Genomic DNA, 13,198 nt, shown 5'->3' with positions numbered 1-13,198 from the left:
GCGCCCGGCCGAGACGCGAACCCTGCGGTCAGCCCATCGTCTTCTGGCCGTCCAGGGCCTCCCGGATGATGTCGGCGTGCCCGGCGTGCTGCGCGGTCTCGGCGATGATGTGCAGCAGCACCCGTCGGGCCGACCAGGTGGCGCCGGGCTCGAACCAGGGCGCCTCCGGCAGCGGGTGGGCGGCGTCCAGGTCGGGCAGGGTCCGGACCAGCTCGTCGGTACGGGCGGCCACCGTCTCGTACTCCGCGAGGTAACCGGCGAGGGTCTCCCCCGGCACCATCGTGAAGTCGTTCGCGTGCTGCTCGTAGGTGGCGGGGTCGTTCCAGGCCGGCATCACGGACGGTCCGTCGACGATGAAGTTCGCCCACTCGCGCTCGGTCGCGGCCACATGTTTGATCAGCCCACCGAGGCAGAGCGCGCTGACGGTGGTCCGCTGGGCCGCCTGCTCGTCGGTGATCCCCTGCACGGTGTGGCGGAGGAAGAACCGGTGCCTGGCCAGTGACTCCAGCAGGTCGGCCCGCTCGCCGGTGACGGTGCTCTGCTCGCTGACGGTGCTCTGCTCGCTTACCGTGGTCTCGGCGCTGCTCATGATGGTGTCCCTTTCGACGTACGGTCACGTCGACCGTACCGATGGCCACCGACACTTCCGCCCGTCACGCGTCGGAGCGAACCTGCGAGGCCGCTGACAGGGCTGAGGACGAGGGCCCACCCCGGCATCCGCCGGCCGGGCGCGAGGTTGCCCGTGGTCACGGGCCGAGGATCCTGCCGAGCATCTCGATGAGCTGCTCGGCCGCCGCCGCCGTGTCGTAGTCGGGGTCACGGAGTCGTTCGGCCACGATCGCGTCGACACCCCCGCCGACGATGATCGCCGTCGTGCGTACGTCGGTGTCACCACTGCCTCCGCGCGCGGGTCGGGCCGCGTCGATGAGTTCGGCCAGCGGGCGGCCGGATCGTGCTCGACGTCGTCGTGGACCATCGCCTCGATGACCATGCGGGTGTGCCGGGGGTGCTCCCGCAGATGTCCCACCATCGACCTGACGTACGCGGCGGGCCGGTCAGCAACGTCGGCGGCGTCGACCGCACGAGCGACGTCGCCCACGAGCGCGGAGAGGACGTGCTCGTGGGCAGCGCACACGACGGCGGCTTTCGCGGGGAAGTGGTACAGCACGGCCGCCTTCGTGATGCCGGCGCGTTCGGCGATGGCGGCCAGCGACGCTCCGGCGTAGCCCCGCTCAGCGACGATCGTCTCCGCCCGCCATCACGTCGGATACGGATCTCCTTGAGCGTGATCGGGCTCGTCGCCCTCGTCGTTGTCTTCGGGATGCGTAAGCCCGCTCCCATCGGACACTGGGACAACGCCGACGGACAGGACCGCTTCCTCCGGGCTCACCGGACGGCCTTCGCCGTCCTGCCCACCCCGGCGGAGACCATCGACGTACGCACCGACTTCGGCTTCGTACGTGTCTACCGCTTCGCCAGCGCCGGTGCCGGCACCACAGGCGGCGGGAACCTTCCGCTGCTGCTGCTACCGGGACGCGCCTCGGCGACGCCGGTCTGGGCCGACAACGTGCCCGAGTTACTGAGAATCGGCAACGTCTACACCGTCGGCCTGTCCATCGGCGGCTGGACCGCGGTCAACCTCGCCCTGCACCGACCGGACCACATCGCGTCGATGACCGTCGTCGACCCGGTGTACGTCTTCGCCGACATGCCGCTCGGCACCATCGTGCGCTCGATCCCGGCCGCTCTGCCGTGGCTGCCGGGCTCCTGGCGGGACAGCTTCAACTCCTACACCGCCGGCGGCGTGCCGGTCGGCGACGAGCCGGTCGCCGACATGATCGAAGCGGGCATGCAGCACTACAGGCTTCGGCTGCCGCAGCCGACCAGGATCAGCAAGAAACGACTCGGGCGGCTCGACCTGCCGGTTCTTGCGATCATCGCCGGAAAATCGGTCATGCGCGACCCGCAGGCGGCCGTCGAGACCGCGCGACGGGCCTGGACCTCGCGGTGTGTCCGACCAAAAGCCTGCTCCGTGGAACCGGCGGACTGACCGGTGCCCCGGCGGCCACTCATGAACGGTCCTCCGCCAGCAGGACGACCCCGTCGAGGTAACGGCGGTAGGCGCCGCGCAGGCGTACCCGGTCACCAACGACCTCGCAGCCGACCGTGCCGCCCCGGGCGGAGAGCTGCCGGGCGGTCAGCCGGGTACGCCCCAACCGGTCCGCCCAGTACGGCGCCAACTGGCTGTGCGCCGAACCGGTCACCGGATCCTCGAAGAGCCCGGCGGCGGCGCCGAACCAGCGGGAGACGAAGTCGACCCCGTCGGTGTCGCCGGGGGCGGTGACCACGATTCCGCGTACCGGAAGGTCCCGCAGGCCGGTGAAATCCGGGACCACCGCACGGACCTGGGCCGCGTCCGCCAGCACGTAGACCAGGTCGGTGTCCACCAGCCGTACCTCGGGCTCGACGCCGAGCGCGGCGGTGGCGGCGGCGGAGGTCGGGTCGTCCGCCGGCACCGGCCGGAGTCGGCCGGCCGGGAAGTCCAGCTCCAGCCGGCCGTCGTCGCTGCGGGTCACCGGCAGCCAGCCGCTGCGGGTCCAGAAGTGCAGCCGTTCGGCGTCGGTGTGCAGGTCGTCGAAGAGCTGGGCGGCGGCGGCCAGGGTGGCGTGGCCGCAGAGGTCGACCTCGGTCACCGGGGTGAACCAACGCAGGTGGTAGCCGGGTTCCCCGTCCGGCGGCGAGCCGGCCTCCGGCGGCAGGTCGGCGACGTGGAAGGCGGTCTCGGAGAGGTTGTTCTCGGCCGCGATCGCCTGCAGCACCGGGTCGGGCAACCACCGCGGCAGTGGCATCACCGCCGCCGGGTTGCCCTCGAACAGCCGGTCCGCGAAGGCGTCGATCTGGATCAGACGGAGGCGCACCGGACCTGTCTACCAGGGAGGTCACCGCGTCCCCCGGCCGGGATCCGGCCGAGGGGATCAGGCCAGCTCGGCCTCCCGGAGCAGCCGCCAGAGTCCCGCCCCGTCCGGGGCGCAGAACCACCGCTCGCCGAGCAGCCCGGCGGCCGGGCTGCTGCCGTCGACGCTGTCCGCCGGAGCTGGGAAACCACCGGCCAGCACCGCCTGGGTCGGGGAGAGCCGGCGGATCAGCACGCCGGCGACGCTGTCCGGGTACTTGGCCGCGAAGTCGGCGTAGATCTCCTGGTCGTGCTGGCCGTCGTCGCCGACCAGCAGCCACCGGATCGCCGGGAACTCCTCGGCCAGCCGGGCCAGGGTGGCCCGCTTGTGCTCCCGTCCGCTGCGGAACCAGCGGTCGGCGGTCGGCCCCCAGTTGGTCAACAGGATCGGTCCGGCCGGGTAGAGGTGCCGGGACAGGAACCGGGTCAGGGTCGGCGCGACGTTCCAGGCACCGGTGGAGAGGTAGAGCACCGGAGCGCCGGGGTGCGCGTTCACCAGCCGCTCGAAGAGCACCGCCATCCCGGGCACCGCCATCCGGGCGTGCTCGTCGAGCACAAACGTGTTCCAGGCGGCGAGCAACGGGCGGGGCAGGGCGGTGACCATGACCGTGTCGTCGATGTCGGAGATGATGCCAAGGCGCAGCTCCGGGTCGACGATCCGGACCGGGGCGTCGACCGGGTCGGCACCGGGACTACACAGCCGTACGCTCTGCCAGCCGGGTGCCAGGTCGGCCTCGACAACAAGGTCGATGAAGCCGCTGCGGTCCGCCCGGGCCTCGTGCCGGCGGCCACCCGCCTCGATCACCACGGGGGCGTGCTGCACCGGCAGGGTGGCGAAGCTGCGCCAGCCGCGTACCTTCTCGGGGCGGCGGCGGGGCCGGCGGCGCAGCCGGGTCAGCAGCACCCGGCCCAGGACCCGGATCCAGCCCGGGGCGCCGTACCCGGCGTACGGGACGATCGTGACGTCCCAGCCGCCCTGGCCCAGCCGGCGCTCGATGAACTGGTGCACCGCGTCCTCGATGCGGGCCGCCCGGTGCAGCCGGGGCGCGGGCGCCTGACCGGCGGGTTTGACTTCCCCCCCACGACTGAAGCCGGGGGATTCCCGTGGTTGAGGCGCGTTCACGCCGCTAACCCCTCGGGTGGTTGACGCTTCGCAGACCGCCTATCGGCGAGGTCTCCGCGTCGTGTCACCGCCAGCCCGGCGGCGAGAATGTTCCTGGCCGCGTTCACGTCGGCATGTGCCTGGTGCCCGCAGGCAACGCACCGGAAGACCGCTTGGCTCTCGCGGGACTTGGGTGCAAACTGCCGGCAGGCGTGGCAGGTCTGCGACGTGTAGGCGGGGTTGACCTTTACGACGGTCGCTCCGTGGTAACGCGCCGCGTGTTCGAGGGCGGCCAGGAAACCGCCCCAGCCTTTGCTGAGGATGGCCCGGTTCAGCCCGGCCTTGGCCCGGACGTTGTGACCCGGCTGCTCGGTGGTGCCCTTGGCGCTGGCTGTCATGTTCTTGACCCGCAGGTCCTCGACAATGACAAGGCCGTGCTCGCGGACCAGCCGCACCGCAGTCTGCGCGGCGAAATCGGCCCGGCGTGCCCGGATGCGGGCCTGCAGTCGGCCGAGCTGGGCGCGCACGGCGTCGCGGCGCTGAGACCGCCGGTTACGGCCGTGGATTCGCAACGATCGGGCCATACGCTGCTGCAACCGGCGGATTCGGCGTAGCTCGCCCGGGTTGGCGAACTCGCGTTCGTACAGGTCGCCGTCGGAGGTGGCAACCGCGACGGTGACGCCCCGGTCGACGCCGACCGGCGGATTTCCGTTCGGCTCCACCCGCGCCACGCCATCCTCGACGCAGAACGAGATGTACCAGCGCCCCCCATCGCGGCTAACAGTGGCGTTGCGGATGGTGCCGCCCAGCGGCCGGGTCCAGCGAAACCGGACGGGGCCGAACTTCGGCAAGCAAACCTGACCCCATCGGCGGTTCAGCCGGCACACGGCGATCTGGTTGGGGTCGGGAAACCGGAACGACGGTGCGGTACGCGTCTTGGATCGCCACCGTACCTTCCACGTCCCGTGCGTGCGGCACGCCCTGTCCAGATCACGCAGGGCCTGTTGGAGCGTGTGTGACGGGGCATCGGCCAGCCACGTGCAGTCCGGGTCCTTCTTCGCCTCCGCCATCTGACGGGCCTGCTCGACGTAGTTAATCCACGCCCCGCGCCGTCGGTATTCGCGGCGCTGCTCCAGTGCGGTGTTCCACACTGCCCGACAGGCCGCGCCCACCTGCTCGGCGTAGACGGCCTGCCCGGGTGTGAACGCCAGCAGGTAGCGGCGGCCGGTCAGCATTCAGCGGCCCTTCTGTTGCTCAACGTACCGCTTGACCGCCGCCAAGGGATCCCCACCCGTGGTCGCCACGAAGTACGAGTTGGTCCACAACGTCGGCAGCCGCGAGCGAAGCGACGGAAATTCCTCGCGCAGCACCCGCGACGTGCGGCCTTTGATGGCCTTGACCAACCTGTGGATGCCATACTGCGGATCGACCTCGAGCAGCAGATGGACATGGTCAGGCATGACCTCCAGCGCGACCAGCCACGCGCCCTTCTCCTCCACGACCTCATGGACGAGTTGCTTGAGCCGTTCCTCGATCCGGCCGCCAAGCACCTGCCGCCGGTACTTCGGGCACCACACCACGTGAAAGGCACACTGGAAGACAACGTTGCTGCTCGACCGCATGGTGACGGACACCCGGGCAGCATACAGCGCTGGGCTATCTATCGTTCGCACTGGTTCGATGTGCTAACCCCACGGCTGAAGCCGGGGCTCTGCGCGATCTGCATTCCGCTCAGCGACACCATGACACCCTGCCACAGACCCGCCAGCCGGGCCATGACAGATCCACTACCGGGTCCATGAAAGATCAAAAACTCTGGGCCGCACCACCACCTGCGTCGATCCGTGGCCTCGGGGCGTTGCGACTGTGGAAGACTCCGAGACGGGACGACGACGGGGGCGTTGGTCGTGTCGGTGGCGGTGCCGCGCGGAGGTCGGCTGGTCCGGTCACTCGACCGGCCGGGCGCGGTGGCGCTCGTGCTCGGCACGCTCGGGGTCGGCTACCGGCTGGCGCTGATCCTGCTCACCGTGCCGGGGTCGAACAGCGACGAGGCGACGTTCGGCCTGGTCGCGATGCACATCGCCGAGGGCCGGTCGTTTCCGGTGTACCTCTACGGCCAGCACTACATGGGGACCGTGGAGAGCTTCCTCGCCGCGCCGTTGTTTGTCCTCTTCACTCCAAGCTGGACACTGCTGCGGCTGCCGCTGATCGTGCTCTACGCGCTCTTCCTCTTTCTGATCCACCGACTCACCCGGCGACTCTACTCCCCCTGGCTGGCCACCTTCACCGTCGGACTGCTCGCACTCGGCTCGGAACGCGTGATCCGGGACCAGATCACCGCGGTCGGCGGGCGCCCCGAGATCAAACCGGCGGTCCTCGCCCTGCTGCTGATCGCCCTCGCCCTCGGTGAACGCCGTCTCCGACCCCGGTGGTGGGCGTTCGGCCTCTTCGGGCTGCTCGCCGGGCTCTGTGTCTGGGACGACTGGCTGGTGCTGCCGTACCTGATCGCCGCGTTCGGGCTGCTGGTCGTCGGCTGCTGGCGGGCCCTGCTCGGCTGGGGCGGACCGCTGCTGCTGGTCGGGTTCCTGCTCGGGGTCGCCCCGCTGATCGTGGACAACCTGACCGCGCCGGCCGGACAGGACTCGATCTCGGTACTCCGGCAGGTCAGTGAGGGCACGACGGTGGTCACCACCGCCGGCCAGCGGCTGCACGGGGCGATCCTGGTCGGTCTCCCGCTGGCCACCGGACTCTGCCCGCCGGAACGCTGCCAGCCCTGGCAGATGTGGTGGGGCGGCCTCTACCCGGCACTGCTGCTCGCCGCGCTGGTCCTCGCGGTCGTCGGGCTGGTCCGGGCCGTCAGGTCGGCCGGCGGGCCGACCGCGGAACCGTCCGCGCCGAAGGACGCCGGGCCGTCGGGCCGGACCCCCGGTCCGTCGACCGCGGCGGTCGAGCCGGGCAGCCAGGCCGGCCGGGCGGCGACCCGGATCCGGTACGTCGGCCAGCTCGCTCTCCTCGTCGGCGCCGCGCTCGCCCTGGCCGCGTACGCCCGCAGCGCGTCCGCCGCGACCGCCCCGCTGGCCAGCGCCCGGTACCTGTCGATCCTGCAGATCTCCCTTCCGGCGGTGCTCTGGCCGCTGTGGCTGGTCGCCCGCTGGGCCGGACGGGGCGCGGCGGGACCCGCCGCGCGGCTGGCCGGGATGCTCGCCGCGACCGTGCTGGCCCTGCTGACCGCGCTGGTCGCGGGTGGCACGGCGCAGCTGGTCGGTGAGATCGGCACGATCCGGGCCGAGGAACGGCAGGCCCGGATGCTCGCCGACACCCTGCGCCGGGCCGACCTCACCCGGGTGTACGGCGAGTACTGGACCTGCAACCGGCTGGTGTTCATCGCCCGGGAACAGGTGGTCTGTGCGGTGGTCGGCGACACCCTGCGGCCGGGGCAGAACCGCTACCGGCCGTACGCCGCCGAGGTGGGGGCGGCGGACCGTCCGGCGTTCGTCCTCGCCGCCGGTGGTCCGGCCGAGGCCGAACTGCACCGGCTGCTGCGGCGTACCGGGGCGACCGCGACCGTGCAGCAGGTCGGCCAGCACCGGATCTACCGGCCGGACCGCACCGTCCGACCTCCCGAATGAGCCGTCGGCCATTGCCCGGTCATCTCCCGGCCACCGGTCCGACATCATTCCGCCGCCCGCCCGTTGCTGGCCTGAGCAGCAAAAAGGCCACCCCGGCCGGCTAGACTCCCGGGCGGACCGCGAGCCCTGTCGCGGACCGGCGGGGCGCCGCCCGGTCAGCTGTTTCCCGGCCCGCGCCCTGACCGCCTCGGGCCCCTCTTCGCACCCCGGGCACCTCCTGCGAACCGGTGAATTGAGCGATGAACGAAAACTCCTCCCTGCCCGACACCGTTGTTGTGCACCCCTCGGCCGAGGTCGACGAGGGTGCCCGGATCGGTGCCGGCACCAGAATCTGGCACCTCGCCCACATCCGGTCCACGGCCCGGATCGGCGCGGACTGCGTGATCGGCCGGAACGTCTACGTGGACGCGAACGCGGTGGTCGGCGACCTGGTGAAGATCCAGAACAACGTCTCGGTCTACCAGGGGGTGACCATCGAGGACGAGGTTTTTGTCGGCCCCTGCGCGGTCTTCACCAACGACCTGCGCCCCCGGGCGCAGAACCCGGACTGGGAGATCACCCCGACCGTGGTCCGGCGCGGCGCCTCGATCGGGGCGAACGCCACCATCGTCTGCGGGGTCGAGATCGGCGCGTACGCGATGGTGGCCGCCGGCTCGGTGGTCACCCGGGACGTGGCGCCGTACCAGCTGGTCGCCGGGAACCCGGCACGACCGAAGGGCTGGGTGAACGCCCGGGGTGAGGTGGTCTCCCGGGACCCGGAGCGCCCGCCGGCGCCGGCCGCCAAGGCGGAGGCGCACTGAACGTCGCAGTGACCGTCGGGTACCAGCGGGGTCGAGCCGGGTACCGGGTGGGAAAGTCTCCGCCTCACCCGCCAGTCTGACGGCGGGTGGCGGCCCGGTCAGCCGCCGATGACCAGCCGGCGTACGTCGGACCAGCGGGCCGGGTCGGTCACCCGCCGGCCGTCGACCAGCACCCGCACCGTCGGCAGGTCGGTCGCGCCGAGGGTCCGGTACTCGGCGTGGTCGGCCTGGATCACCGCCGCCGTCACCGGCTCGCCGTCGTACGCGGGCAGTCCGAGCGCGGTCAGCTCCCCAGCGGTGTACATCGGGTCCGAGACGTACGGCTTCGCGCCCCGGCGCCGTAGTGCGTCCACCGTCGGGAAGACCCCGGAGAACGCGGTCTCCTTGACCCCGCCCCGGTACGCCGCACCGAGCACCAGCACCTCGACACCGGTCAGGTCACCGACCGCGGCGCCGAGCAGGTCGACGGCGTACTCCGGCATCGCCGCGTTCGCCTCCCGGGCGGCCCGGACGACGGTGGCCGACGGGTCGTTCCAGAGGTACATCCGGGGGTAGATCGGGATGCAGTGTCCGCCGACCGCGATACCCGGCGAGTGGATGTGGCTGTACGGCTGGGTGTTGCAGGCCTCGATGACCTTGATGACGTCCACCCCGACGGTGTCGGCGTACCGGGCGAACTGGTTCGCCAGCCCGATGTTGACGTCCCGGTACGTCGTCTCGGCGAGTTTCGCCAGCTCGGACGCCTCGGCCGAGCCGAGGTCCCAGACCCCGTTGGGCCGGGGCAGGTCGGCGCGCTCGTCGAAGTCGAGTACCGCCTCGTAGAACTCGACGCCGTGCCGGGCCGAGGCCTCGTCCACCCCGCCGACCAGCTTCGGGTAGCGGCGCAGGTCGGCGAAGACCCGGCCGGTCAGCACCCGCTCCGGACTGAAGACCAGGGAGAAGTCGCGGCCGACGGTGAGTCCGGAGCCCTCCTGGAGCATCGGTGCCCACCGGCTGCGGGTGGTGCCGACCGGCAGCGTGGTCTCGTAGCTGACCAGGGTGCCGGGCTTGAGTCCGGCGGCGATGGCCCGGGTCGCGTCGTCCATCCAGCCGAAGTCCGGCACCCCGTCGGCGTCGACGAAGAGCGGCACCACCACGACCACGGCCTCGGCCTCGGCGACCGCCGCGGTGGTGTCGGTGGTCGCGACCAGCCGGCCGGCGGTCACCGCCTCCTTGAGCTTGACGTCCAGGTCGGCTTCACCGGGGAACGGTACGGCACCGTCGTTGACCAGCTGTACCACCCGCTCGGACACGTCGGCACCCACCACGGAGTGCCCCTTGTCGGCGAACTGCACCGCGAGTGGCAGGCCGATCTTTCCAAGGGCGACGACGCAAATCTTCATGGCGCCATGCTGCTGCCTACGGTCGCCTCCGCCGTAACCGTTGGATGACGCGTCGGGGGGTAACAGGTGTAATCGCGATGACGAACTGGCCGCGGTGACTCACCGTCGGGGTGACCAGGAAGAACCGGGCCCCCTGCCGGACCACCAGCCGGGAGACCGGCGGACGGATCGGTGCCCGCAGCGGCGCCGACCCGACGGCACCGAAGGCGGTCAACTGGGACCGTACCGCGTGCAGCCGCCCGGCGGCCGGCACGCCGTCGAGCAGCAGGCCCAACCGGAACTGGGCCCGCAGGGTGGTGCCGCCCTTGTCCCGGTTCGTCTCCAGGGTGGTCCCGGTGATCTCGCCAGCGGTCAGCCCGATCGGACCGGAGGTGAGCGGGATCAGATCCCGCCGGGGGGTCCGGGCGATGATCGTCAGCGCCCGTTCACCGTCCGGGCAGGTGTCCCAGGTGGCGACGATCGCCTCCAGCCGGGCGAGCCAGTCCGGCGCCGCCTCGGAGACGTCGAACCACTCGTCCGGCATGTTCAGTCGGGGGTCGCGGAAGCCGGGGTAGCCGGCGTACCAGCGGGTGCCGTCGATGATCGTTGGCGGTACGCCCTGTTCGGCGTCCTGCCGGATGACCGCGAGCACGTCCTCGACGCTGCCGCGCTGGGCGGTGGAGATCCGCAGCCGCGCCTCGATCTCCAACTGCGCCCGGATGTGGTCGGTGAGGTAGCGCTCGGCCAGGGCGCGGACCCCGGCCACCACCTCCTCCTGCACCGGCTGGTCGAGGTCGAGGAAGTCGTCCTCCAACAGCCGGGCGATCTCCCAGCTGAAGTGCCGCAGCAGGACGGCGTCGCGTTCCTTGCCAGGCTCGATCAGCCCGGCCACGACGGCGACGATCCGCTCGATGCTGCGCAGCCGGTCCAGGTGCCCGGCCCGGTAGGTGGCGTTGCCGGCGCCCACCCGGCGTGCCGCGTAGTAGAACTCGTAGTCCGCCAGCACCGAGACCCGTGCCGCCCGCAGGCACGCCTCGAGCGTGAAGGGCTGGTCGGCGGCGACCGGCAGGTCGGGGAAACGCAGGTGGTAGCGCTCGACAAGGGTGCGCCGGAACAGTTTGGTGTTCGACAGCGACCAGGGCAGCGCCGAGTCGAACAGTCCGATCTGGACCTCGTTGCCAGCGAAGACGCTCTGGTCGATGCTCCGGCCGCCGATCCCGACCACCCGGCCCAACACCACGTCCGAGCCGTACGCGTCGGCCGCGGTGACCAGGCGTTCCAGCGCCTCCCGACCGAGGTAGTCGTCGGCGCCGACAAAAAAGACGTAACGGCCGCTGGCCCGTTCCAGGCCACGGTTGCTCGGCGCGCCCAGACCGCCGGAGTACGGCTGGTGGACGACCTTCACGGTCTCCGGGTACAGCCGGGCGAACCGGTCCAGTTCCCGACCGCTGGCATCGGTGGACCCGTCGTCCACCGCGATGATCTCCATCCGGTGCCGACCGATGCTCTGGCGCACCAGGGAGTTGAGGCACCTGGTGAGGTAGGGCATGGTGTTGTGCACCGCCACCACCACGCTGACGTCGGGAACGCTCACGCCACGATCCCCGCCACGTCACGCAGAGGTCTCATCGGTGCTACGCCCACGACAGTGGGCCGACCGGCTCAGCCTCGTACCCGTCCATGATCCGTGTCGCTGCCTCTCCCACCGGGCCACTCCAGAGAACCTCGGCGAGTGTACGGCAACCGGAAGCGGGTGTCCTGGTCGGTTCGTCGCCCTTCACGCCTGTCTGACGGTATCGGTCGGTCGGGGTCGGCGGCCCCTCGCCGGGTCGCTCGACATCGCCGGACGTTAACGGTCGCGTGCTAGGTTCCGACCCCGCCGGTCGGCGCCGCCGACGCGTCGCCACCCCTTCGTGCCCCGGCCCCGGACAGCCACCCGGATAGGACGGACGTGGAAACCACCCTCTCTGAACAGCAGCCTCATCGTGCCCCGGCCGCCGGACCGGCCGCCGGGACAGCGCCACCGCTTGTCGCCCGGTGCCGGTCGGCGCTGCTGCGGGCCTGGCCGGCGCTGGCGGCGTACCTGACGGTTCGGCTGCTCGGAGTCAGCGTGCTGGTGGCCTGGGCGCTGGCCACCGACCGCGACCCGGTGCGGGCCCTGGCGCACGCCGACTCCGACTGGTACCTCCGGCTCGCCGAGCACGGCTACACCGGGCCGTACCACCCGAAGGACCTGGCCTTCTTCCCGCTGTACCCCGGCCTGGTCGCGCTGCTCGAACCCGTCTCGCCGTTCGGCTTCCCCGGCACCGGCGTGGTGGTCGGCTGGCTCGGTGCGCTCGCGGCGGCCTGGGCGCTCTTCGCGGTCGGCGACCACCTGTACGGGCGTCGGGCCGGCATCCTGCTGGCCGTGCTCTGGGGCTGCCTGCCGCACGCCGTCATCCAGTCGATGGCGTACACCGAGGGGCTGTTCACCGCGCTCTGCGGCTGGGCGCTGTACGCGCTGCTGACCCGGCGCTGGCTCGTGGCCGGCGGACTGACCGTGCTCGCCGGGCTGACCCGGCCGACCGCGACCGCGCTGATCGGGGTGGTCGGGCTGGCGGCGCTGATCGCGCTGGTCCGCCGCCGGGACGGCTGGCGCCCCCTGGCGGCGCTCCTGGTGGCACCGCTGGGTTGGCTGGGCTACCTGCTCTGGGTCGCCACCGAGACCGGGCGCCTGGACGGCTGGTTCCACATCCAGAACACCCTCTGGACGATGTCGTACGACGGCGGCGGCTACACGTTGGAGACCGGCTACCGGTACCTGAGCCGCCCGTCGGAGCTGGAGCTGGACAACCTGGCCTTCTACGTGGTCGGCGTGGTGCTGATCGCCGCCGTCGTTCTGCTCGCGTGCAGCCTCTGGCAGCGCCAGCCCTGGCAGTTGTGGCTGTTCAGCGGCGTGCTGCTGGCCACCACGATCGGCGCGGACGGCTATTTCCACTCCAAGGCGCGGTTCCTGCTGCCCGCCTTCGCGCTCCTGCTGCCGCCGGCGGCCGCGCTCGCCCGGGCCAACCGGTTCGTGGCCTGGCTCGCGGTTGGTGTCCTGTTGGTGATGTCCGCCGGTTTCGGCGGGTATCTCATGTTGATCTGGCGTTGGTCGCCGTAGCACGGATAGCGCTGACCGGCCACAGGACGCGGTGAACTCCACCGTTGCCGGCGGTGGGGGGCTGTGGCAAACTCGACGCGCTTGACGGCACGGGGCTTCGGCGCACGGCGAGCCGAGCCAGCGACTGCAACATTACGCCAGGGTGAACATTACACCAACACCAGGGAGCCGCGCCACAATGATCCTTGCTTCTCTGCCTGCCCGCGTGCCG

The 13,198-nt window shown here is 71.4% G+C and carries 11 protein-coding genes; 4 read left to right on the top strand and 7 right to left on the bottom strand.

The window, feature by feature from the left end; translation table 11 throughout:
* Window positions 1–28 precede the first annotated feature (28 nt).
* Window positions 29–589, bottom strand: a complete 561-nt coding sequence (locus ABGB21_RS05290) for a DinB family protein (RefSeq protein ID WP_347653627.1) — start codon at window positions 587–589, stop codon at window positions 29–31.
* A gap of 363 nt (window positions 590–952) precedes the next feature.
* On the opposite strand from ABGB21_RS05290, the gene ABGB21_RS05285 reads away from it, so the two are divergent.
* Window positions 953–2,050: a hypothetical protein gene (locus ABGB21_RS05285; protein WP_347653626.1), complete on the top strand. Its 1,098-nt coding sequence runs from the start codon at window positions 953–955 to the stop codon at window positions 2,048–2,050.
* A gap of 19 nt (window positions 2,051–2,069) precedes the next feature.
* Here ABGB21_RS05285 and ABGB21_RS05280 read toward each other — a convergent pair whose 3' ends face one another.
* From ABGB21_RS05280 to tnpA, 4 genes are read right to left on the bottom strand one after another with little or no spacing between them, the layout of a single operon-like run.
* Window positions 2,070–2,918: a PhzF family phenazine biosynthesis protein gene (locus tag ABGB21_RS05280; protein WP_347676564.1), complete on the bottom strand. Its 849-nt coding sequence runs from the start codon at window positions 2,916–2,918 to the stop codon at window positions 2,070–2,072.
* 57 nt (window positions 2,919–2,975) lie between these two features.
* Complete coding sequence (locus ABGB21_RS05275; RefSeq protein ID WP_347653624.1) at window positions 2,976–4,076, bottom strand: phosphatase domain-containing protein; 1,101 nt, start codon at window positions 4,074–4,076, stop codon at window positions 2,976–2,978.
* On the bottom strand, window positions 4,073–5,290 hold the full coding sequence (locus tag ABGB21_RS05270) for a transposase (RefSeq protein WP_347653623.1): 1,218 nt from the start codon (window positions 5,288–5,290) through the stop codon (window positions 4,073–4,075). Before ABGB21_RS05270 ends, ABGB21_RS05275 begins: the two co-directional genes overlap by 4 nt.
* On the bottom strand, window positions 5,291–5,689 hold the full coding sequence (gene tnpA, locus ABGB21_RS05265; RefSeq protein WP_347653622.1) for an IS200/IS605 family transposase: 399 nt from the start codon (window positions 5,687–5,689) through the stop codon (window positions 5,291–5,293). It abuts the gene before it with no gap.
* Window positions 5,690–5,962: 273 nt separating this feature from the next.
* Here tnpA and ABGB21_RS05260 point away from each other — a divergent pair, with 273 nt between their 5' ends.
* Both ABGB21_RS05260 and ABGB21_RS05255 read left to right on the top strand, forming a co-directional pair.
* Entirely contained in the window at window positions 5,963–7,684 is a 1,722-nt protein-coding gene (locus tag ABGB21_RS05260; RefSeq protein ID WP_347676562.1) for a hypothetical protein, read from the top strand.
* A 239-nt stretch (window positions 7,685–7,923) separates the two neighbouring features.
* A complete protein-coding gene (locus tag ABGB21_RS05255; protein WP_347653621.1) occupies window positions 7,924–8,484 on the top strand; it encodes an acyltransferase in 561 nt (186 codons plus the stop codon).
* Window positions 8,485–8,582: 98 nt separating this feature from the next.
* On the opposite strand, the gene ABGB21_RS05250 is transcribed toward ABGB21_RS05255, so the two are convergent.
* Together ABGB21_RS05250 and ABGB21_RS05245 are read right to left on the bottom strand one after the other, a co-directional pair.
* Window positions 8,583–9,866: a nucleotide sugar dehydrogenase gene (locus ABGB21_RS05250; protein ID WP_347676560.1), complete on the bottom strand. Its 1,284-nt coding sequence runs from the start codon at window positions 9,864–9,866 to the stop codon at window positions 8,583–8,585.
* 16 nt (window positions 9,867–9,882) lie between these two features.
* Window positions 9,883–11,439, bottom strand: coding sequence for a glycosyltransferase family 2 protein (locus ABGB21_RS05245; RefSeq protein ID WP_347653619.1), 1,557 nt, complete (start codon window positions 11,437–11,439; stop codon window positions 9,883–9,885).
* Window positions 11,440–11,796: 357 nt separating this feature from the next.
* Here ABGB21_RS05245 and ABGB21_RS05240 point away from each other — a divergent pair, with 357 nt between their 5' ends.
* Window positions 11,797–12,987 (top strand): hypothetical protein, encoded by a 1,191-nt coding sequence (locus tag ABGB21_RS05240; RefSeq protein ID WP_347653618.1) that lies wholly within the window; start codon window positions 11,797–11,799, stop codon window positions 12,985–12,987.
* Window positions 12,988–13,198: the final 211 nt, after the last annotated feature.

This window comes from Plantactinospora sp. B24E8, assembly GCF_039871735.1.
Lineage (GTDB): Bacteria > Actinomycetota > Actinomycetes > Mycobacteriales > Micromonosporaceae > Plantactinospora.
The sequence above is the reverse complement of the archived record's forward strand: the minus strand, read 5'-3'. Positions and strand labels throughout refer to the sequence as shown.